Annotated in this window: 19 protein-coding genes and 1 tRNA gene; 5 read left to right on the plus strand and 15 right to left on the minus strand. The window is 63.7% G+C overall.

The annotated features are described in order from the left end of the window. Positions 1 to 3 precede the first annotated feature (3 nt). From NGM99_RS02795 to NGM99_RS02825, 8 genes are all read right to left on the minus strand, one after another. The gene (locus tag NGM99_RS02795) at positions 4 to 792 is read right to left on the minus strand and encodes a DUF8758 domain-containing protein (protein ID WP_252815718.1); all 789 of its coding nucleotides are present in this window, start codon (positions 790 to 792) and stop codon (positions 4 to 6) included. Further along, positions 793 to 1,257, minus strand: a complete 465-nt coding sequence (locus tag NGM99_RS21685; protein ID WP_353937362.1) for a DUF488 domain-containing protein — start codon at positions 1,255 to 1,257, stop codon at positions 793 to 795. Positions 1,258 to 1,495: 238 nt separating this feature from the next. Continuing rightward, positions 1,496 to 1,581 (minus strand) — tRNA-Leu (locus tag NGM99_RS02800). Between the two features lie 51 nt (positions 1,582 to 1,632). After that, entirely contained in the window at positions 1,633 to 2,091 is a 459-nt protein-coding gene (locus tag NGM99_RS02805; protein WP_252815719.1) for a YbaK/EbsC family protein, read from the minus strand. Between the two features lie 111 nt (positions 2,092 to 2,202). Next, a complete protein-coding gene (locus NGM99_RS02810) occupies positions 2,203 to 3,711 on the minus strand; it encodes a tripartite tricarboxylate transporter permease (protein WP_252815721.1) in 1,509 nt (502 codons plus the stop codon). A gap of 11 nt (positions 3,712 to 3,722) precedes the next feature. Next, complete coding sequence (locus tag NGM99_RS02815) at positions 3,723 to 4,235, minus strand: tripartite tricarboxylate transporter TctB family protein (protein WP_252815723.1); 513 nt, start codon at positions 4,233 to 4,235, stop codon at positions 3,723 to 3,725. 139 nt (positions 4,236 to 4,374) lie between these two features. Further along, a complete protein-coding gene (locus NGM99_RS02820) occupies positions 4,375 to 5,352 on the minus strand; it encodes a tripartite tricarboxylate transporter substrate binding protein BugD (protein ID WP_252815725.1) in 978 nt (325 codons plus the stop codon). A gap of 476 nt (positions 5,353 to 5,828) precedes the next feature. After that, a complete protein-coding gene (locus NGM99_RS02825) occupies positions 5,829 to 6,998 on the minus strand; it encodes an alpha/beta hydrolase (RefSeq protein ID WP_252815857.1) in 1,170 nt (389 codons plus the stop codon). Between the two features lie 115 nt (positions 6,999 to 7,113). Between NGM99_RS02825 and ilvA the strand changes: the two genes are divergently transcribed. Beyond that, positions 7,114 to 8,370 (plus strand): threonine ammonia-lyase IlvA, encoded by a 1,257-nt coding sequence (ilvA, locus tag NGM99_RS02830; RefSeq protein WP_252815727.1) that lies wholly within the window; start codon positions 7,114 to 7,116, stop codon positions 8,368 to 8,370. Between the two features lie 75 nt (positions 8,371 to 8,445). Here ilvA and NGM99_RS02835 read toward each other — a convergent pair whose 3' ends face one another. From NGM99_RS02835 to NGM99_RS02855, 5 genes are all read right to left on the minus strand, one after another. Beyond that, complete coding sequence (locus NGM99_RS02835; protein ID WP_252815729.1) at positions 8,446 to 9,021, minus strand: GNAT family N-acetyltransferase; 576 nt, start codon at positions 9,019 to 9,021, stop codon at positions 8,446 to 8,448. Continuing rightward, entirely contained in the window at positions 9,018 to 9,881 is an 864-nt protein-coding gene (gene sseA, locus NGM99_RS02840; protein ID WP_252815731.1) for a 3-mercaptopyruvate sulfurtransferase, read from the minus strand. Before sseA ends, NGM99_RS02835 begins: the two co-directional genes overlap by 4 nt. A 9-nt stretch (positions 9,882 to 9,890) precedes the next feature. Continuing rightward, the gene (locus tag NGM99_RS02845; RefSeq protein WP_252815733.1) at positions 9,891 to 10,634 is read right to left on the minus strand and encodes an alanyl-tRNA editing protein; all 744 of its coding nucleotides are present in this window, start codon (positions 10,632 to 10,634) and stop codon (positions 9,891 to 9,893) included. After that, a complete protein-coding gene (locus tag NGM99_RS02850; RefSeq protein WP_252815734.1) occupies positions 10,631 to 11,683 on the minus strand; it encodes a cysteine synthase A in 1,053 nt (350 codons plus the stop codon). Before NGM99_RS02850 ends, NGM99_RS02845 begins: the two co-directional genes overlap by 4 nt. A gap of 186 nt (positions 11,684 to 11,869) precedes the next feature. Further along, positions 11,870 to 13,309, minus strand: coding sequence for a DEAD/DEAH box helicase (locus NGM99_RS02855; RefSeq protein ID WP_252815736.1), 1,440 nt, complete (start codon positions 13,307 to 13,309; stop codon positions 11,870 to 11,872). Between the two features lie 627 nt (positions 13,310 to 13,936). Between NGM99_RS02855 and NGM99_RS02860 the strand changes: the two genes are divergently transcribed. Together NGM99_RS02860 and NGM99_RS02865 are read left to right on the plus strand one after the other, a co-directional pair. Further along, a complete protein-coding gene (locus NGM99_RS02860; RefSeq protein WP_252815737.1) occupies positions 13,937 to 14,404 on the plus strand; it encodes a DUF1203 domain-containing protein in 468 nt (155 codons plus the stop codon). Positions 14,405 to 14,474: 70 nt separating this feature from the next. Then, positions 14,475 to 15,299, plus strand: a complete 825-nt coding sequence (locus NGM99_RS02865; protein ID WP_252815739.1) for an alpha/beta fold hydrolase — start codon at positions 14,475 to 14,477, stop codon at positions 15,297 to 15,299. A gap of 54 nt (positions 15,300 to 15,353) precedes the next feature. Here NGM99_RS02865 and ald read toward each other — a convergent pair whose 3' ends face one another. After that, positions 15,354 to 16,469, minus strand: coding sequence for an alanine dehydrogenase (ald, locus tag NGM99_RS02870; RefSeq protein WP_252815740.1), 1,116 nt, complete (start codon positions 16,467 to 16,469; stop codon positions 15,354 to 15,356). Between the two features lie 158 nt (positions 16,470 to 16,627). Between ald and NGM99_RS02875 the strand changes: the two genes are divergently transcribed. Together NGM99_RS02875 and NGM99_RS02880 are read left to right on the plus strand one after the other, a co-directional pair. Further along, on the plus strand, positions 16,628 to 17,095 hold the full coding sequence (locus NGM99_RS02875; RefSeq protein WP_252815742.1) for an Lrp/AsnC family transcriptional regulator: 468 nt from the start codon (positions 16,628 to 16,630) through the stop codon (positions 17,093 to 17,095). Between the two features lie 133 nt (positions 17,096 to 17,228). Further along, positions 17,229 to 19,202, plus strand: a complete 1,974-nt coding sequence (locus NGM99_RS02880) for a bifunctional 2',3'-cyclic-nucleotide 2'-phosphodiesterase/3'-nucleotidase (protein WP_252815744.1) — start codon at positions 17,229 to 17,231, stop codon at positions 19,200 to 19,202. A gap of 84 nt (positions 19,203 to 19,286) precedes the next feature. Here NGM99_RS02880 and tyrS read toward each other — a convergent pair whose 3' ends face one another. After that, complete coding sequence (tyrS, locus tag NGM99_RS02885) at positions 19,287 to 20,531, minus strand: tyrosine--tRNA ligase (RefSeq protein ID WP_252815746.1); 1,245 nt, start codon at positions 20,529 to 20,531, stop codon at positions 19,287 to 19,289. Between the last annotated feature and the right edge of the window lie 37 nt (positions 20,532 to 20,568).

Below are 20,568 nucleotides of genomic sequence, written 5' to 3' on the forward strand. Positions count from 1 at the left end.
TGACTACAAAAGGCTGCCCTGAACTTCATTCTCGGCACCGTGGTCGAGCCTGATAATTCCATTTATCAACCACTGCGGGTACGCCTTGTGCGTGCCCATCGCGAGCACAAAGCCAGCTTTCGGGTATTCAACGCCGAACCGTTGAGTCATTTTTTGCAGGGTGTCCCGCTCGCCATACCGGCTCGACCATCTGAGGTATGTTGCCTCTATCTCCCAATCTTGGCATGTACCCTCACGAGCTTTGCCATCCATTTCGTATTGATACCTGAAGGCATATGGAGCCGGCTCATAAGGTACTAAATCTTTGCTAAGATGACCGAACAGACCCTCAACATCCCGATGATGCCATTCTCTAAATAGATCTCGCTCTTGCTCGAAGAGATCCGTCTTCTTCTTCTCAATAATGAATTTCGGATTTTCTGGTCTGAGAAGCGCTAAGCTCTTTCCGGAGTCGATAAGTCCCTCCAAGCTGGAAACGACGTGTTTCGCGAGAAACTGCCTTTTACTCTCCTGCTTTAAGGTTGATACGATTTCTAGAGACGTGTGCTCAATGCGGCGGCTTTCTGATCGATTGTCTCCCTTTGGTAACTTCCAATCATATTCAACAATATCCCATCGGCCGAACTTTTTTGCATCGTCTAACGTGCGGAAAATTACGGGGTAAAGACGTACCCAGTGACCGTTTTCATCGATCCCGGCACAGCATACGGTTTCGCCGTGCTTCGCGCCAACGCGAGGAGCTGCTTTAACTAGAATAACAACTCGGCTTCTAGAAGGCAGTTCAATGGACAATCAGGCAGCCTTTAGCGCATAATCTTTTGGAACGCCTAAATGCCTAACCGGCATCGCAGATAAACTTAATATTTCTTCGCACAATATCTGCCTGTGACAAAATTTATGGTCTCTCTCAAAGCACATAAGGCAGATGCTGTTCTGGCTATCCTCGTTGGCTAAAGATCGAATGGCAGCGCTAGCTTCCAGGTTGCTGATATGCTCCCTGAAAATTCTCTCGAAGCGATTCTTATCCCCTGCACGCGCTGCCAGACGGCCCTCCCTAGGGTCGCCTAATACCTTCACGTGACTGTACTGAATGCCGGTGCTTACAAGTCGATCTCGCAACGAGTTCTTGGAGAAGCCGGCTTTTCGCGACGACGGCAAATCGCGCACGTCAACTAGGTGTCGCACTCCAACTTCGGTCAGAACCGCGAGGAAGTCATCGACCGTAGACCCCTCATATCCTATGGTGAATAGTGGCATTCGGTGCTCTTCCCGCTGTGTAGTTCGGAGTAGTTCGGAATTCTCATATTCCGCGAGGCTGGCTCTAACCCGCCAACCGACCTTTACCAACTCAAGGCATTGCAACTGCTCCGCCTCATACGTCCGTTGGCACTTTCTTACGACAAGGAGAAGGTGGGCCGAGGGAAGTTATGGCGCGCGCAGTGTTTGATAATGTCCGAGATCAGGCCAAACCGCGCAATCCCTCTCGCCTCGTATCTGGTGCGGACGACGGGGATCGAACCCGTATGGGCAAGGCCCGAGAGATTTTAAGTCTCTTGCGTCTACCAGTTTCGCCACGTCCGCCTGGGGTGGTCTCGTAGCGGAGCGGGGGGCGCTTGCAAAGGGTGAAGATCGTTACTGGCAGACATCGATCCATTCGGCTTGCGTGAGCGCCGCAAGGCGGTCGGGCGCGATGCGCAGGGCGGAATTGGTGCTGCCGGCGGCGGGCAGGACCTCGGCGAAACCTTTGAGGCTTTCGTCGCAGAAGACGGGCAGGGTCGTGGCGAGGCCGAAGGGGCAGACGCCGCCGACGGGGTGGCCGGTCAGGGCTTCGGCGCGGGGCCCGTCGAGCATGCGGGGCTTGGCGCCGAAACGGTCCTTGAACTTGCGGTTGTCGAGACGCGCGGTGCCGGATGTGACCAGCAGAATCACCGTGTCGCGGGCTTCTAGCGCGATGGTCTTGGCGATCTCCGCCGGCGTGACGCCATGGGCCTCGGCGGCTTGCGCAACCGTGGCGGAAGAGGCTTCGGTTTCGATAATGGAGAGGTCGGGGGCCCGGGTTTGGAGGTAGAGGCGGACGGAGGCGAGGGACATGGGGAATTTGGCACGCGTGAGTGGGGCGGGGAGTTTGGCGCGTCGGTGAGGCTGGGGTCAAACGGCGTGGGGTGGAGGTGATATCTCCACCCGCTCGACGCGTCGGAACTCTCAGTCCTCCTCGACGAACACTTCCTCGCGCTTCTTGCGCACGGCGGGCAGGAGCACGACGACCAGGACGCCGAGGGCCATCAGGAGAAGCACGGCGCTGATGGGGCGTTCGAGGAAGGTCATGGGGTCACCGCGCGACAGACGCATGGCGCGGCGGAGGTTTTCTTCGAGCAGGGGCCCGAGCACGAAGCCGAGCAGCAGCGGTGCGGGCTCGCAGCGGAGCTTGACGAGCACGTAGCCGAGCAGGCCGAACAGCGCGACGGCGTAGAGGTCGTAGGGGTTGGACGAGACCGAATAAACGCCGATCGAGCAGAAGGCCATGATGGCGGGGAAGAGCACGTAATAGGGCACGGTGAGGAGCTTCACCCAGAGCCCGATCAGCGGCAGGTTCAGCACGATCAGCATCAGGTTGCCGATCCACATCGAGGCGATGATGCCCCAGAAGAGTTCGGGGTTGGAACTGGCGACCTCGGGGCCCGGCACGATGCCCTGGATGATCATCGCGCCGATCATCAGCGCCATCACCGGATTGGCCGGGATGCCGAGCGTGAGCATCGGGATGAACGAGGTCTGCGCGCCGGCATTGTTGGCCGATTCGGGACCGGCAACGCCTTCGATGGCGCCGCGCCCGAATTCCTGCGGACGCTTCGAAAGGCGCTTTTCCATCGTGTAGGAGGCGAAGGAGGCGAGGATGGCGCCGCCGCCGGGCAGGATGCCGAGCGCGGAGCCGAGTGCAGTGCCGCGCAGAATCGGCGCGGTCATGCGCTTCCAGTCGTCGCGCGTGGGGAAAAGGCCGCTCACATGGCGGATGAGGGCGGTGCGGGTCTGCTCGTTTTCCAGGTTGCGCAGGATTTCGGCGATGCCGAACACGCCGATGGCGACCGCCACGAAATTGAGCCCATCCGCATATTCGCGGATGCCGAGCGTAAAGCGCGGCGTGCCCGAGAAGATGTCGGTGCCGACAAGGCCGAGCAGCAGGCCGAGCACCACCATGGCCAGCGCCTTGACGATGGAGCCGTGCGCGAGCGCGATCGACGAGACGAGGCCGACCACCATCAGCGAGAAATATTCCGCCGCACCGAACTGCAGCGCGATGGCCGTGAGCGGCGGGGCGAAGACGGCGACGAGCACGGTGGAAACGGTGCCGGCGAAGAACGAGCCGATGGCAGCGATGGCGAGGGCCGCGCCTGCGCGGCCCTGGCGCGCCATCTGGTAGCCGTCGATGGCCGTGACGGCGGAGGAGGATTCGCCCGGCATGTTGATCAGGATCGCCGTGGTCGAGCCGCCATATTGCGCGCCGTAATAGATGCCGGCGAGCATGATCAGCGAAGAGGTGGCGTCGCCGATCTGGAAGGTGATCGGCAACAGCATGGCGATGGTGGCCGTCGCCCCGATGCCGGGCAGTACGCCGATCAGCGTGCCGAGCAGCACGCCGATGAGGCAGAAGCCGAGATTGGCGAGCGACGTGGCGGTCGAGAAGCCGAGCGCAAGATTGGAGAAGAGATCCATCGCGTCAAACCTCAGAACGGCGCGCGGAAGGGCAGCCACGGCCCGAAGCGCTGGAAAGGCAGTTCGAGCGCGTAGGAAAAGACCAGCGTGCAGAACACGGAGAGCACCAACGCAAGGATGAGCGCGAGGCCCACCGTCATGCGGCGCGAGGCGAAGGCGGCGATGAGGCCGGTGAAGAAGAGGGTCGGCACGAAGCCGAGGCTACGGACGGTGATGCCGAAGAAGATGGGGGCCGCGAGGATGAAGAGGATGCCGCGCCAGGCGAAACCGCCGACGGGCTCACCGCTGGTGCGCAGCGCCTGAACGAGGATGATCGCGCCGAAAAGGAACAGCAGGCCGGCGAGAGCGAGTGGAAAGTAGCCTGGCCCCATATTGCGCGCCGTGCCGAGTTCGAGGCCGAGCGATTGGTAACCGAAGAACAGGGCGAACAGGATGAAGAGCGCGCCACAGGCGAGGTTGACGGTATCAGCAGTTTGGGCGCTCGACGCGGGTGGCGATGGCAGGCCGCCTGATGGCTCGCTCATGAAAAACTCCGGTTAGCGGATGCCGACCCGCCGGCTCCGGGGCCGGCAGGAAGGCATAGGATCGGATTGGGTGCGACGGAGCGGGCAGGGCGCCGGCTCTGATAGCTGGGTGCGGACGCGGTTCCGCATCGGCCTTCTATCAGTCGGCGTACTGGCCGGCCGCTTCGATGATCGGCTTCCAGCGCGTGATCTCGCCTTCGAGCTTGGCCTTGAGCGCGGCGGGCGTCGCGTCCGAGGCGGGCGAGGGCACGGTGCCGAGTTCGGCGAAACGGGCGACGACGTTGGGGTCGGCCAGCGCCTTCTGCAGCGACTGCGAGAGCTTCTCGACCACTTCGGGCGGCGTACCCTTGGGCGCGTAGAGTCCGTGCCAGATCGACACCTGCATGCCGGGCAGGCCGGCTTCGTCGGTGGTCGGCAGGTCGGGGAACACGTCGAGGCGCTGGGGCGTGGTCACCGCATAGGCCTTGATGGTGCCGCCCTTGATCTGCTTGGTCGTGTTGGTGGTCTGGTCGCACATGATATCGACCTGGGAGCCGAGCAGGTCGGTCATGGCCGGGCCGGTGCCCTTGTAGGGGACGGTGACGAGCGGCGTCTGGATGGCGCTCATGAAGAGCATGCCGCAAAGATGCGAGGCGGCACCGATGCCGGCATTCGCAACCGTCACCTTGTCGGCATTGGCCCTGGCGTATTCGACGAGACCCTTGAGGTCGGTCGGCTCGAAATCCTTGCGCGCGACGATGGTCATCGGCACTTCGGTGACGAGGCCGACATAGTCGAAGGCGTTCAGCGTGTCATAAGCGAGCTTGCGGTAGAGCGTAGCGCTTGTGGCCATGCCGATATGGTGCAGAAGCAGCGTGTAGCCGTCCGGATCGGCCGAGGCGACACGGCCCGCGCCCAGCGTGCCGCCGGCACCGCCGACATTCTCGACCACGATCTGCTGGCCGAGATCCTTGGACATGGATTCGGCGACGAGCCGCGTGACGGTATCGGTCGGACCGCCCGCCGCGAAGGGCACGACCACGGTGACGGTGCGCTCAGGATATGACGACTGTGCCCATGCGGACGACGTGAATGCGAGTGCTGCGGCGGCCAAAAGCGCGCCTGCGAATTTCTTCAACGATATGCCTCCCGTTCGAGCCGGTTTGCCCGGCAGCAGGTCCCTTGCCTGATCCGGGCACTCCTCAGAGCTCGGACTTGTGTATCGGAGGGGAGAGGGGAGTGGATGTCAAGTAAGAGGGGGAAGAATGGGGAATATAGCGAAGTGTGCTTCGGGGATTATTGCAGGGTGCCCGGTTGAGCGGGAGATCACCCGCGCCTCGCAGCAGCCTCTGGCATGGCACAAGGCTTTCATGCGCATGAGGTGGGTTGAGTTTGCTTACTGGGAAGTTTGCGCGGCGGCTACGTCACCCCCACCCCTTACCCCTCCCCACAAGGAGGAGGGGGACGTCAGCGCCGCGCGTCCTCCCGAAGCTTGTTGCCCGGCTTGAAAGAAGCGGCGCAACGTGCATGTCCCCTCCCACCTGTGGGAGGGGTATGGGGTGGGGCTGACGTGGCCGCTCCCGCAGCCTTGCCGCAGACGTGCCTCGAGCCCCCCTACCGTCCGACCGCGATCCTGAGCACATCGACGGGCGTGGTGATGATGATATCGGCGGCGCTGCCGAGGGTCTGGCCGATGCCGCGGGCGAGGTTGTTGACGCGTTCGGTGATCTGGCCCTGGCCGGTTCCCGGCGACTCGTCCTCGGCGAGGCGTTGGCCGAGAAGGCGGAGGAGCTCGGGGTTGTCGGCGAATTTGGTGTGGGCGAGCGAATCGTTGGCGCGGACATTCGAGAGATCGACGATGGTGACGCCGAGCTTTGCGAGGTCGGCGGCCTGGGAATAGTCGCCCAGACGCGGCTTGCGGCCGGCGATGAGGCCCGACAGGCGCAGGGCCTGGTCGTCGGCGGACACGATCACGGCGAATTCGCGCCTGGGCTTGCCGTAGCGCTGCATCTGGGAGCGGAAGACATCGACGTCGATGTCGGGCGAGGCGAGGACGACGTCGCCCAGGCGGCCGCCGAGATCCTTGTCGTGGCCGATGGCGAGCTGACGCAGCGCTTCCACCGTCACCCAGTTGCCCATGGAATGCGCGATCACGTCGATCTTGGTGGCGCCGGCATCGGCCAGAGTGCGAAGCGTGTATTCCAGCTCGTCGCGCGCCGCAGTAGCGCTGTTGCTGTCATAGACATATTCGAGCGTGCTGCCTGCCGACGCCCAGGAAAACAGGACGGGCGTGCCGCTATAGCCGGAATCCTGCACGATCTGGGTCAGGCGATAGACGGCGTCGTCGAAATTGTTGCGATAGCCGTGGATGAAGACCAGCGCGCGGCCGCCATGGCGTCGGATGTCCTCGCGCAGGGCGGCTTTGAAGACGGCGCCCGTCTTGTAGCCGACCACGCGCTCGGCGTTGAAGAATTTGTCCGGTTCGGCGACGCTGCCATATCGACGCTCGATGGTGCCGGGTTCGTGGGCCTTGGGCACGGTCATGTCCACGCGGGCGTAATGCGTGGCATCGCTGCGGCCGCCGCCGAACACATAGCCGGGGCGTGGGTCTTCCGCGCGGGTGGTGGCGACGAAGATCCGGTGACGGCCTGCGATGGCTGATGGCGCGGATGGCCCGGCCTCGGCGGTGCGCGCCACGAGCGGCAGGGCCTGTCCGCCGGCGCAGCCGCCGAGGGCGAGCAGAGAGGCGAGGCCGAGAAGCGAAAGCAGTGCGCGGGGTGGCATCATGCAGCGCTTATGCCTGAGTACAGGGTGATAACAAGGACGCGGCTGCAACAGCGGTGGCGCGATCCGGTGCGATGTGAGATGTGCCCTTGCCCGAACACGAAAGGACCCATCCATGACCGAGCGCTTCACCGACCGCGTGCGCGAGGCCGTGGAGGCAATCCGGCCGCTTTTCGCGCCGACGCCCTTGCAGGAGAACGCGTTTCTTTCGCGCAAATATGGTGCGCGCATCCTGTTGAAGCGCGAGGACCTCTCGCCGGTACGCTCCTACAAGATCCGGGGGGCGCACAATTTCTTCCGCAAGGCGCTGGCGCGCGGCGAGGGCGCCAACCACTTCGTCTGCGCATCCGCCGGCAATCATGCGCAGGGTTTCGCCTATGCCTGCCGTTTCTTCGAGAAGCAGGGCGTGGTGTTCATGCCGGTGACCACGCCACAGCAGAAGATCGACAAGACGCGGCTGTTCGGCGGGCCGTTCATCGAGATCAGGCTCATCGGCGATTTCTTCGACAGCTGTTTGCGCGCGGCGCTGGACTACGCGGCGTCGAGCGGGGGCACGATGGTGCCGCCTTTCGACCATCCCGACATCATCGAGGGACAGGCTGGCGTGGCCTGCGAGATCGCCGACGAGATCGGCGCGGACGGGTTCGACATGCTGGTGCTGCCCGTGGGCGGCGGCGGGCTGGCTTCGGGCAGCGTGCGCTTCCTGCGCGAGATGGGGGCCGATCCGCGCTTCGTGTTCACCGAGCCCGTCGGCGCGCCGAGCCTGAAGACGGCCTTGCAGGAAGGGCGGCGGGTGAAGCTGCCGCGCATCGACAATTTCGTGGATGGGGCGGCGGTGGCCGAGATCGGCGAGGCGCCGCTGGAGGTTTTGCAGGGGTTTGGTTCGGACAGCGTGCGGCTGGTGCCGGAGAACCGGCTTTGCGCGACCATGGTCGAGATGCTGAATGTGGAAGGCGTGGTGCTGGAGCCGGCAGGCGCGCTGTCGATCGATGTGCTGAAGGATTTCGAGCCGCACGAGATCGCGGGCAAGACCGTCGTGCTGGTGGTTTCGGGCGGCAACTTCGATTTCGAGCGGCTGCCGGATGTGAAGGAACGGGCGCTGAGGTTCGAGGGGCTGAAGAAGTATTTCGTGTTCCGGTTTCCTCAAAGGCCGGGGGCGCTGCGGGACTTTCTCGACCTGCTCGGGCCGGACGACGACATCACGCGCTTCGAGTATCTCAAGAAGTCGGCGCGGAATTTCGGCTCGGTGCTGATCGGGATCGAGACAAAGGATCGCGGGAATTTCGCGGTGCTGGCCGAGCGGTTCGAGGCCGCGGGGTGGGCATATGAGGACATCACCGAAAACGAGACGATCGCGGCGCTGGTGATTTGAGGGACGGGTTCGCGTCGCGGCTGAGGGCGACATCGATGAAGATCGTCGCACCTCGCAATGCAGCCTGTGCCCAGCTCACCCTCGCATGACGCTCACCTGCCGCTCGGTTTCCGTCATGGGGCGCACCACTTCCTGAACCTGGCCGACCGGATGGAAGCCCATCTTCTGGTAGAGCGGGAGTGCGGCCGGGTGGTCGAGCGTGCAGGTCTGGACGATGACGGCGTTCGGGGCGTGCGCCCAGGCCGCCTCGATGGCAGCACCCAGGAACCACTTGCCGATCCGCTGACCCACCGCATGAGGCATCAGTCCGAAATAGGCGAGTTCGACCGTTGCCGGCAGGTTCGGCTTCAACTCGAAGAACCCCGCCGGCGAGCCGTCGAGATAAAGGACGCGGATCTCGCGTTCGGGCTCCTCGAGCCGCGCGGCCAGCGTTTCGTCGTCCAGCCGCAGCGCGTTGACCCAGTGCCATTTGCGGCCCACGCGATCCATCAGATAGCGGTAGAAATGCAATGGCGGATTCTTGGCGCGCAAAAGCGCCAGCTGGCGCCCTACGGGCAGCGGCGGATAGTGCTTGGGCTGTTCCGTCATTTCCAGAAAGGTGACGGTGACGCCGATCGGGTCGGGCGTTTCCTCGAGCGAAAGCCGGGTCATGCCGTTGCCCCTTTCGCCGGGCCGGTTTCGACCGGTGTGTCGGCTTGCGACCCCCATTCCGACCACGAGCCGTCATAAAGCCGGTTATCGGTCTGCCCGAGCGTTTCGAGCGCGAGCGTGAGGATCGCCGCCGTCACGCCCGACCCGCAGGAGGTCACGACCGGACCGTTGAGATCGACGCCCGCCTTGGCGAACGCCTCGCGCAGCTTGTCGGGCGGCAAGAGCTTGCCGTCTTCCGAAAGGCTCGAAGCGGGCAGGCTCGCGGCACCGGGCATATGCCCGCCGCGCACGCCCGCACGGGGCTCGGGCTCGTCGGCGCTGAACCGGCCGGCCGGCCGCGCATCCACCACGCGGACCGAGCCATCGTCCACCACGCGCCGCATATCGGCGAGGCTTGCGACGCGGGCTTGGTCGAAGTCGGTCTCGAACAGGCAGGGCGCGATCTTGGTCGGCTCAGCGGTCACGGGGCGTCCCGCCGCCTTCCAGCGGTCGAAGCCGCCATCGAGAACGAACACCTCTTTCGCGCCCATGACGCGAAACATCCACCACGCGCGCGGGGCCGAGAACAGGCCCGGCCCGTCATAGACCACGATCGTGTCGTCGGCTGATATCCCCATCGAGCCCGCGAACTGCGCGAACAGCTTTTCGTTCGGCAGCGTGTGGGGCAGGCCGGTGTCGGGTTCCACGATCAGGTCGTGGTCGAAAAAGACCGCGCCGGTAATATGGGCCGCATCATACTCGGCCTTGCCGTTGCGATTCTGTGCGGGGAGATACCAGGAGGCATCGACCACCACGAGGCCCGGCGAGCCCAGCCGTTCTTCCAGCCAATCGGGTGAAACGGTGAAGGAGCGCTCTGCCATGGGTGTTCCTCAGTTCTGCGGCGCCGGACCGAAGCGAAGGCGGAAGCGACGGTTCTCGCGCCCCTTCTTCTCGATCTTGCCGACATGCACCGCGCCGATCTCGCCGGTGTTGGCGACATGCGTGCCGCCGCAGGGCTGGCTGTCGACAGAGCCGTCCTCGCCGATCAGCACCAGCCTGACCCGGCCCATGCCTGACGGCGGGCGCACATTCTTGGATTTGACGAGACCCGGATTGCTGGCCAGTTCCTCGTCCGTGATCCAGCGCGTGAAGACCGGGTGGCCGGCTTCGATCAGCGCCATCATGTCGGCCGTCGCTTCTTCCTTGGTCTTGCCGCCCTCGGGATAGTCGAAATCGACGCGCGACTCGTCCTCGCCCACGGAAGCCCCGGTCACAGGGTAGGGGCACACGACGCTGAGGATATGGCAGGCCGTGTGCATCCGCATCAGTTTCAGCCGCCGTTCCCAGTCGAGGGTGAGATGGACCGCCTCGCCGACTTCGAGCGATGCGGCGCCTTCGGCCGGTTGGTGGATGATCTCGTCCTTGGTCTCGCCCGTCACCGTGCCGGCGATGCGAATCTCCGAACCATCCGCGCGGCGCAAACTGCCGGTGTCGCCCGGCTGCCCGCCGGAGGTCGCGTAGAAGATCGTCCGGTCGAGCACGATGCCGCCATCCTCGCGCACCGCGACGACGCTCGCATCCGCCTCGCGCAGATAGGCATCCTCGCGGAACAGAGGCTCGGTCCTCAAGGTCACGATGCGGTCTCGTAAGGGATGTCAAAGCGCGGCTCGGCCCCCATCCATTCCGGCACCGGCAGGTTTTTGGTGCGCAGGAATTCCGGATTGAAGAGCTTGGATTGATAGCGCGTGCCGTAGTCGCACAGGATCGTCACGATCGTATGCCCGGGCCCGAGCTCGCGGGCGAGCCGGATCGCGCCTGCGATGTTGATACCCGACGACCCGCCGAGGCAGAGACCTTCCTCCTCGACCAGCCGGAACACGATCGGCAGCGCTTCCTCGTCCGGCACCTGGAACGAGAAATCTGGCGTGAAGCCTTCGAGATTGGCCGTGATCCGGCCTTGCCCGATGCCTTCGGTGATCGAGGAGCCTTCGCTCTTCAGCTCGCCTTGCGTGTAATAGCTGTGGAGTGCGGCCCCGAGAGGGTCGGCCAGCGCGATCTTCACGTCGGCCCGCTTCTCGCGCAGGCCGGCCGCCACGCCCGCAAGCGTGCCGCCCGTTCCGACAGCCGACACGAAGCCATCCACCTTGCCGCCGGTCTGCTCCCAGATTTCCTGCGCGGTGGTCTCGATATGGCCGTCACGGTTGGCGACATTGTCGAACTGGTTGGCCCAGATGGCGCCCTCCGGCTCGCTCTGCGCCAAGCGCTCCGCCAGCCGGCCCGAAAGCTTCACATAGTTGTTCGGGTTCTTGTAGGGCACCGCCGGAACCTCGATCAGCTCGGCACCGAGAACGCGCAGCGCGTCCTTCTTTTCCTGGCTCTGCGTGTCGGGGATGACGATTGCCGTGCGATAGCCGAGCGCCTTGGCGACCACGGTCAGCCCGATCCCGGTGTTTCCGGCGGTGCCTTCCACGATCAGCCCGCCGGGCCGCAACAGCCCGCGCCGTTCCGCATCGCGAATGATGAAGAGCCCCGCACGGTCCTTGACCGACTGGCCGGGGTTCATGAACTCCGCCTTGCCCAGGATTTCGCAGCCCGTTTCCTCGGAAGCCCGTCTCAAACGGATCAGCGGCGTGTTGCCGATGGCTTCGAGGGCGGAGGGGAGAACGGCGGAGGAATATGTCATGCGGGGCAAACCGTAGAAATCGGAGAACAGCAATTCAAGCGGGATTTGGCCCTAGCCGGCTCAAGCCGAAGCTTTAGCCACAGGCGGCGCGTCCCAACGCAGAGATAGTGTCTTGCTCAAAACGAAAAACCCGGCCCCGGCGCGAAAGCCGGGACCGGGTTTTCGGCAAACCCTATGCGGGAAAGCTCAGGCCGCCTTGGCCGGACGGCGGCGCGGGGCGCGATTGGGGCGGAAGCGCTTGGGCTTGCCCGCATTGTTGCGCGACGGCTGACCGTCATGGGCATGCGCGGGCTTGTTCTCGCCGCCCCCGAAACGCGGGCGCTCGCCACCGCCATTGCCGCCCGACCGGGGCTTGTGGCGCTGCTGGTTCTGGCGCGGACGCTCTGAACGTTCCGAGCGCTCCGTCTGCTCACCACGCGGCGCGTGGTTCTGCGGGTTGCGCGGCTGGGCCGGGTCGGGCTCGCCCGTGACATCGCGCGTCACGGAAAGCTTCTTGCGGATCACCTTCTCGACCGCGCGCAGCTTCGCGTTTTCCGCCGGCTCGCAAAGCGTGATCGCCACGCCCGACGCGCCGTTGCGGCCCGTGCGGCCGATGCGGTGAACGTAGGATTCGGCCTCGTCCGGCAGGTCGAAATTCACCACATGGGTGATGCCCGGCACGTCGATGCCGCGCGCGGCGATATCGGTCGCAACCAGAATGCGCACCGAGCCGTCGCGGAAGCTGTTCAGAGCCTTCTGGCGCGCGTTCTGGCTCTTGTTGCCGTGGATCACGCCGGCTTCGATGCCGTCGCGCTCGAGATCACGCGCCACGCGGTCCGCGCCATGCTTGGTACGCGCGAACACGATCACCGATTTCATCGCCTCGTCGCGCAGGAGTTCGGTCAGCAGCATGCGCTTCTGCTTGATGCGCGCCATGATCACGCTCTGCTCGATCTCGCCTGCCGTTGTGCCCTGCGGCGCGACTTCGACGCGCACCGGCATGTGCAGGAGACCTTCCGCGAGTTCGGCGATCTCACCCGGCATGGTGGCCGAGAAGAGTGCCGTCTGGCGGTCGCGCGCGGTAGCCTTGGCGAGGCGCTTCACCTGATGGATGAAGCCCATGTCGAGCATGCGGTCGGCCTCGTCCAGCACCAGCCATTTGGTGTCGGCGAGCACGCAGTCATTGGTCTGCACGAGATCGTGCAAACGGCCGGGGGTGGCGATCAGCACGTCCACGCCGGGTGCGATCTTCTTCACTTGGCTGAAGCGCGACACACCGCCCAGCACGAGCGCGGTCGAGATATGCGCGCCCTTGGAAAGCAGGCGGAAGGTTTCCTCGATCTGCACGGCAAGCTCGCGCGTCGGCACGAGGATCAGCGCGCGTGCGGTCTTCGGACGGCGCTTGGTGCCGAGAGCCATGATCTTGGACAGAATGGGCAGGGCGAAGGCCGCCGTCTTGCCGGAACCGGTCTGCGCGATGCCGAGAATATCGCGGCCTTCGAGCTGCGGCCCGATGGCCTGGTCCTGGATCGGCTTGGGCTCGGCGAAGCCTGCCGCATCCAGCGCCTTCAGCACGACCGCAGGCAGCGCGAAACGAGCGAAACCGGTTGCCTCAGCCTGGGCTTCGATGGTGTTTTCTTCAGTCAATTCAATCAACTTTCACGCGGCATTCGAGCCGCATCACAAGCACCCGCAAGGCGCAACCTTCGGGCACATAACTTGTTTGGAAACGACGAGGCGACGCGAGCCGTGAAGGCCCCATCTGCTCCTGCGCTGTCGCGCCCGCCGCAAATCGGCAGGACTTCCTCACGAGTTCTCGGAGGATCGGACGCGACCAGTCCCTCTTTGGGGAAAGCCGGAAAGTCCGGCCCAAGCGCCTCGATGGGCGGGATATGGAGGCAAACCGGGCAAAATGCAATCGGAAACTGGCAGCGCACATCGTTCGGGACGATGGGGCCGCAGGTCATCGGGTTGCTGTTCATTTCATGCGGGTCGCTGCGCGGAGGCGAGCAGATCAAAGTGAGGATCGAGTTCTGCACTGTCGTTGACCTGTCATGGAACGCCTGTAGGTTGCGATTGCTGAACAGGATCGACCGCGGATGAACCGGCGATCGGCTTTGGCAAGGCAGAGAAGCGGGTTCGGTCGAGCCCGCTTTTTTCGTGCGCGGTGGTGAGGAACGGAATGCTGCCCGCCGCGAATTTCACAGCAAGAAACGGAGTTCGTGGGTGGTTGGATGGGCCTAGAGGTCGAGGCTCTAAACGGAGCTCGACCCGATGCAACCTGTCTTTACTGCGCTTGAAACCCAGGACGTTCGCCGCCTGCAGGAAGGTGGTACAGACTCTTACGGGCTGGTTCCCGAAGCTTTTTCGTCCGATGGCGACGGCGTTCCCTGTCGGCATTGCCTGAGGCATGTCGAGGCGGGCGATGACTATCTGGTTCTCGCGTTCCGACCGTTTCCAACGGTCCAAGCCTATGCCGAAACGGGCCCGATCTTTCTGCATTGTCAAAAGTGCGAAAGAACGGAAAGCGGGCATGAACTGCCCGAGATCCTTTCGTCGGAGAATTACATCCTACGCGGTTACGACGAGCGGCACCGCATCGTTTACGGCACGGGACGGGTGACGCCGCTTGGTGAGATGACGCGCTACGCGGCCGAACTGCTCGCACGCGACGAGATCGCCTATATCCATGTGCGCTCGGCGCGCAACAACTGCTATCAGTGCCGGATCGAGCGCGGTTGATGTCGGGTGGAAGTCGTGCGCGCGGCGTGCGAAATTTCCATGACGCGTTTCGCGACCGATGAGGCACGGCATGTTGGAGCTCGACCGCAGTTTCCGCTTCGAAGGCGAGAGGGTCGCCTGGACGCGTTTCGGGGAAGGCCCTCCACTCGTCTTGATCCATGGCACGCCGTTCTCGTCTCAGGTCTGGCGGCGCATCGCGCCGCTGCTTGCCCGGCATTGGACGGTTCACCTCTTCGATCTGCTGGGCTACGGCCGATCCGAAATGCGGGACGGGCAGGATGTCTCGCTGGGTGTCCAAAACCGTTTGCTTGCCGCGCTGTTCGCCGAGTGGCGGCTGGATCGGCCCGATGTGCTCGCCCACGACTTCGGCGGTGCGACCGCGCTCAGGAGCTATTTCATCGACGGCCTGCGCTACCGCTCGCTGACCCTGTTCGACGCGGTTGCGCTGGCACCTTGGGGCTCGCCCTTCGTCGCGCATGTGAGAAAGCACGAAGAGGCCTTTGCCGGGCTCCCGGCCTATGCCCATGAAGCCCTGCTGAAGGCCTATCTGCAGGGCGCGGCCTGTCGGACGCTGGATGAGGAAGCCATGCGGCTTTACATGGCGCCATGGCACGGCGAGGTGGGGCAGGCGGCCTTCTATCGGCAGATCGCGCAGATGGACCAGCGGTTCACCGACGAGATCGAGCCGCTCTACCGTCCGCTCGATTGCCCGGTCACGGTTCTGTGGGGCGAAGAGGACCAGTGGATTCCAATCGCGCAGGGCGAAAGACTTGCGTCGCTGATTTCGACGCGGCCCCTGACCAGGGTGGCGAAGGCCGGGCACCTCATGCAGGACGATGCGCCGGAAGTCATCGTCGCGGCGATGCTCGCACAGTATATGCCGAATGAAGGCTGACAAAGAAAAAGCCCGCCGGGATGAGCGGCGGGCTTTGTTCGGAGAGGGCTGGGATCAGGCGGCGAGCACGAGCTTCGGTTCGGCCATCTCGTAGCCGAGCGCTTCGGCCACCGCCGCGTTGGTGATGCGGCCGCGATGGACGTTGAGGCCGTTGCGCAGGTGCGGGTTGTCGACGAGCGCCTTCAAGCCGTGATCGGCGAGAGCCAGGCCGTATTGCAGCGTGGCATTGTTGAGTGCGTGCGCGGAGGTGACGGGCACCGCGCCGGGCATGTTCGCGACGCAATAGTGGATGATGCCATCGACCTCATAGGTCGGATCCGCATGGGTCGTGGCATGGCTGGTCTCGAAGCAGCCGCCCTGGTCGATGGCGACATCGACGAGAACCGCGCCCTTCTTCATGCCGGACAGCATCTCGCGCGAAACGAGCTTGGGGGCGGCGGCACCGGGGATCAGCACCGCGCCGACGATCAGGTCGGCCGAGAAACACTCTTCTTCCAGCGCTTCGACGGTAGAGTAGCGGGTGTGGACGCGGCCGTTGAAGATATCGTCGAGCTGGCGCAGACGCGGGATCGAGCGGTCGATGATGGTGACATCGGCGCCGAGACCGACCGCCATCTTGGCGGCATGGAGACCGACGACGCCGCCGCCGATGACCGCGACCTTGCCCGGCAACACGCCCGGCACCCCGCCGAGCAGCACGCCGCGCCCGCCATTGGCCTTCTGCAGCGAGGTGGCACCCGCCTGAATGGAGAGACGGCCGGCGACTTCAGACATCGGCGCCAAGAGCGGCAGGCCGCCGCGCTCGTCGGTGACGGTCTCATAGGCGACGGCGGTGACGCCGGACTCGATCAGGCCCTTGGTCTGGTCCGGATCCGGAGCGAGGTGGAGATAGGTGTAGAGGATCTGGTTCTCGCGCAGCTGCGCCCATTCCTGGGGCTGCGGCTCCTTGACCTTCACCACCATGTCCGACTTCTCGAACACTTCGGCGGCGGTCTTGGCGATCTTGGCGCCGGCCGCGCGATAAGCGTTGTCGTCGGCACCGATGCCGGCACCGGCGCCAGTTTCCACCAGCACATCATGGCCGTGGGTGACGTATTCGCGAACCGAACCGGGCGTCAGGCCGACGCGGTATTCGTGGTTCTTGATTTCCTTCGGGCAACCGACACGCATTCTCACTCCTCCTCGCCACGTTCCGGGCGTTTGTTTGAGCCTCGTCGGAGATCAGATCACCTTTAAAGTTGAATGTGTTTGCGAGTTCAGTTGTTCCAACAGCGCCGGATCGTTAGAGTTTGCGTGAGAATATTGGTTCTTCGAAGGAATCGCGAAAAATGTCTCCGGACCGGATCGATCTTGCGATCATGGATGCGCTTCAACGCGATGGGCGGATGTCGAACGCGGCGCTGGCCGAAAAGGTCGGTCTGTCGCAATCGGCCTGTTCGCGGCGGTTGGACATTCTGGAGCGGTCGGGGATGATCACGGGCTATCATGCGCGTATCTCGCCCACTGCGATGGGCAACCGCATGACGGCCATCGTGCACATCTCGCTGTCGGGGCAGTTCGAGAAGACGCTGTCGGATTTCGAGGCGGCCGTGAAGCGCTGCCCGAACGTGTTGTCGTGCCATCTGATGTCGGGCGAATACGACTACATCCTGCGCATCGCGGCGCGCGACCTGCAGGACTATGAGCGCATCCACAAGGAATGGCTGACGGCCATGCCGCATGTGACGAAGATCAATTCGAGCTTCGCGCTGCGGGAGGTGGTGGACCGGACCGTGGTGGGGGTCGAGGTGGGGTGAGGGGCCGGTCGGCTCACACGATCCAAGCAGAACGGTTGAATAGGGAAGTATCGCACAGCAACGCTTGTCATATGCGGTGGACATCATTCCGCGAGACGGCCAGTCTTTTGTTCGTCAATTGAAGGATTCGCCGATGACTGCCCCGCACAACCTTTCGCGCCGATCCGTTCTTGCCGGGATGGGGGCCGCGTCGATGATCGCACTTCATCCGTTCGCGGCGCGTGCGCAAGGAAATCAGGCGCATTTGCGGTTGATCGAGACGACCGACCTGCACGTCAATCTGCTGCCCTACGATTACTATGCCGACAAGCCGAACGACACGATGGGCCTGTCGCGCACGGCTTCGCTGATCGAGGCGGTGCGGAAGGAGGCGGGAAATACGCTTCTGCTCGACAATGGCGATCTGTTGCAGGGTAGCCCGATGGGCGACTGGGTGGCTTACGAGCGGGGGATGAAGGAGGGCGATCTTCATCCGATCATCAAGGGCATGAACCTTTTGGGCTACGAGGCCTCGACGCTCGGCAACCACGAATTCAATTACGGGCTCTCGTTTCTCGACAAGGTGCTGTCGGGGGCGAACTTCCCGTTCGTCTGCGCCAATCTGGTGCGTGGCACGGTGCTGGCGTCGAACCCGCGCGAGGACAAGCTCTACCTCAAGCCCTATGTGATCCTCGACAAGCGGATCGTGGACGGGGCGGGCGCCGAGCATCCGATCAAGGTCGGCGTGATCGGCTTCGTGCCGCCGCAGATCATGCAGTGGGACGCGAAGAACCTTTCCGGCAATGTCGTGGTGCGCGACATCGTGCAGGCCGCCGAAGCCTGGGTGCCGCAGATGAAGGAGGAGGGCGCGGATATCGTGGTCGCGCTGTCGCATTCCGGCATCGACGTGGAGAAGACCGAGAACATGGAGAACGCGGCATTCTTCGTGGCCGGCGTGCCGGGCGTCGATGCGGTGTTCACGGGGCACCAGCACCTGATCTTTCCGGGCAGGAAGGATTTCCAGGGGCTCGAAGGCGTCGATCCGCAGAAGGGCACCTTGCAGGGCAAGCCGGCGGTGATGGCGGGTTTCTGGGGCTCGCATATGGGCCTGATCGACCTGTTGCTCGAACGCGATGGTGGCAAGTGGCGCGTGGCCTCGGCCACGTCCGAAGCGCGGCCGATCTATGAGCGCAAGGACAAGGCGAATGTCGCGACCGTGGACGACGACCGACGCGTGGCGGCCGCCATCCAGCCTGAGCATGAGGCGACGCTGGCCTATGTGCGCCGGCCGGTCGGCAAGACATCCGCTCCGCTCTATTCCTATTTCGCACTGGTCGCGGACGACCCGTCGGTGCAGATCGTGAACCAGGCGCAGACCTGGTACATCAAGGATTTGCTGAAGGAGACCGAATGGAAGGATCTTCCGGTGCTTTCGGCCGCCGCACCCTTCAAGTCGGGCGGGCGCGGCGGGCCGGATTATTATACGGACGTGCCGGCGGGCGACATCGCCATCAAGAACGTGGCCGATCTCTATCTCTACCCCAACACGGTGCGGGCACTGGAAATCACCGGCGCGCAGGTGAAGGAATGGCTCGAGATGTCGGCGGGCATCTTCAAGAGCGTCGAGCCGGGCAAGGCGGACCAGCCACTGATCAATCTCGACTTTCCGGCCTATAATTTCGATGTGATCGACGGCGTCACATATAAAATCGACCTGTCGCAGCCGCCAAAATACGACCCGAAGGGTGTGGTGCTGAACGCGTCGAGCAACCGGATTCGGGATCTGAGCTTCGGAGGCAAACCCATTGATCCTCAGGCGAAATTCGTGGTCGCCTCGAACAATTACCGCGCGGGTGGCGGCGGCAATTTCCCCGAGATCAACGAGAGCAAGGTGATCTTCGAGGCCCCTGACACGAACCGCGACGTGATCGTGCGCTTCATCGTGGAAGAGGGCACAATCAATCCGACGGCGGATGCGAATTGGAGCTTCATCGGTTTGCCGGACACGAGCGTGGTGTTCGACACCGGACCGAAGGCCAAGGCGTTTCTCGATGCGGTGAAGGGCGTGAAGATCGAGACTGCGGGCGAGGGCGAGAACGGCTTTTCGCGATACCGGATCCTGCTGTGAGAAGCTGAATCGGTTTGCGCAGAAGATTCGCTAAGTCTCGGATATGAAAGGGTCGCGCCGGGCAGAGCCCGGCGCGGAAACGCCTCAGATCGGGCGCACCAGAACGTGCTTCTTCTTGCCGAGCGAGAGCTTGACCACGCCGCCGGCGAGGTCGGCTGAGGTCACGCTGCGGCGTTCGTCCGTCACGGGCTGGTCGTTGAGGCGCAGGCCGCCGCCCTGCACGCTGCGGCGGGCTTCGCTGTTGGACGCGGCCAAGCCGGCTTTGACGGCAAGCGCGAGCACGCCGATGCCGGCTTCGAGCTCGGACGAGGCAATCTCGATGGTCGGCAGCGTATCGGCCAAAGCGCCTTCCTCGAAGGCGATGCGGGCGGTTTCTGCCGCCTGGATAGCGGCTTCGCGGCCGTGGACGATGGCCGTGGCTTCCGTCGCCAGAACCTTCTTCGCCTCGTTGATCTCGGAGCCGCCGAGGGCAGCGAGCTTGGCGATTTCGTCGAGCGGCAGGCGGGTGAAGATTTTCAGGAAGCGGCCCACATCGGCATCCTCCGTGTTCCGCCAGTACTGCCAGAAATCGTAAGGCGAGAAGAGGTCGCCGTTGAGCCACACGGCGCCGGATGCCGACTTGCCCATCTTCTCGCCCGAGGATTTAGTGAGAAGTGGGGTCGTCAGCGCATAGAGCTGCGGACCGCCCATGCGGTGAGAGAGGTCCACGCCGTTGATGATGTTGCCCCACTGGTCGGAGCCGCCCATCTGCAGAACCGTGCCGTAGCGGCGGTTGAGCTCGGTGAAGTCGTAGCCCTGCATGATCATGTAGTTGAATTCGAGAAAGGACAGCGACTGCTCGCGGTCGAGCCTCAGCTTCACCGAATCGAAGGAGAGCATGCGGTTGACCGAGAAGTGGCGGCCGACATCGCGCAGGAACTCGACATAGTTCAGCTTCATCAGCCAATCGGCATTGTTGACCATGATGGCCGGGTTCGAGCCCTCATAGTTCAGGATATTGCCGAAGACGCGCTTGATGCCGGCGATGTTGGTGTCGATCTGTTCCGGCGTCAGCAGGCCGCGCTGGTCGTCGCGGAAGGAGGGGTCGCCCACCATCGAGGTGCCGCCGCCCATCAGGCTGATTGCCTTGTGGCCGGTTTCCTGCAACCAGTAGAGCATCGTGACGGTGATCAGATTGCCGATATGGATCGACGTCGCGGTGGCGTCGTATCCGACATAGCCGGTGATCGGGCCCTTGAGCGCAAGCGCGTCGAGACCTTCCGGGTCGGAAATCTGGTGAATGAAGCCGCGTTCGTCGAGGACGCGCAGGAAGTCGGACTTGAAACGCATGACCTTCTCATTTCGTGAAGGTTTCGGCGTTTAGCAT

Origin of the sequence: Mesorhizobium liriopis (assembly GCF_024053505.1) — a bacterium.
Taxonomy (GTDB): domain Bacteria; phylum Pseudomonadota; class Alphaproteobacteria; order Rhizobiales; family Rhizobiaceae; genus Mesorhizobium_B; species Mesorhizobium_B liriopis.

Excerpts from the sequence above, each read along its gene's own strand:
- NGM99_RS02860 (WP_252815737.1), top strand. The coding sequence starts at position 13,937 with ATGCAACCTGTCTTTACTGCGCTTGAAACCCAGGACGTTCGCCGCCTG.
- NGM99_RS21685 (WP_353937362.1), bottom strand. The coding sequence starts at position 1,257 with ATGCCACTATTCACCATAGGATATGAGGGGTCTACGGTCGATGACTTC.
- NGM99_RS02875 (WP_252815742.1), top strand. The coding sequence starts at position 16,628 with ATGTCTCCGGACCGGATCGATCTTGCGATCATGGATGCGCTTCAACGC.
- NGM99_RS02815 (WP_252815723.1), bottom strand. The coding sequence starts at position 4,235 with ATGAGCGAGCCATCAGGCGGCCTGCCATCGCCACCCGCGTCGAGCGCC.
- ilvA (WP_252815727.1), top strand. The coding sequence starts at position 7,114 with ATGACCGAGCGCTTCACCGACCGCGTGCGCGAGGCCGTGGAGGCAATC.
- ald (WP_252815740.1), bottom strand. The coding sequence starts at position 16,469 with ATGCGTGTCGGTTGCCCGAAGGAAATCAAGAACCACGAATACCGCGTC.
- tyrS (WP_252815746.1), bottom strand. The coding sequence starts at position 20,531 with ATGCGTTTCAAGTCCGACTTCCTGCGCGTCCTCGACGAACGCGGCTTC.
- NGM99_RS02825 (WP_252815857.1), bottom strand. The coding sequence starts at position 6,998 with ATGCCACCCCGCGCACTGCTTTCGCTTCTCGGCCTCGCCTCTCTGCTC.
- NGM99_RS02880 (WP_252815744.1), top strand. The coding sequence starts at position 17,229 with ATGACTGCCCCGCACAACCTTTCGCGCCGATCCGTTCTTGCCGGGATG.
- NGM99_RS02850 (WP_252815734.1), bottom strand. The coding sequence starts at position 11,683 with ATGACATATTCCTCCGCCGTTCTCCCCTCCGCCCTCGAAGCCATCGGC.
- NGM99_RS02810 (WP_252815721.1), bottom strand. The coding sequence starts at position 3,711 with ATGGATCTCTTCTCCAATCTTGCGCTCGGCTTCTCGACCGCCACGTCG.
- NGM99_RS02835 (WP_252815729.1), bottom strand. The coding sequence starts at position 9,021 with ATGACCCGGCTTTCGCTCGAGGAAACGCCCGACCCGATCGGCGTCACC.
- NGM99_RS02805 (WP_252815719.1), bottom strand. The coding sequence starts at position 2,091 with ATGTCCCTCGCCTCCGTCCGCCTCTACCTCCAAACCCGGGCCCCCGAC.
- sseA (WP_252815731.1), bottom strand. The coding sequence starts at position 9,881 with ATGGCAGAGCGCTCCTTCACCGTTTCACCCGATTGGCTGGAAGAACGG.
- NGM99_RS02865 (WP_252815739.1), top strand. The coding sequence starts at position 14,475 with ATGTTGGAGCTCGACCGCAGTTTCCGCTTCGAAGGCGAGAGGGTCGCC.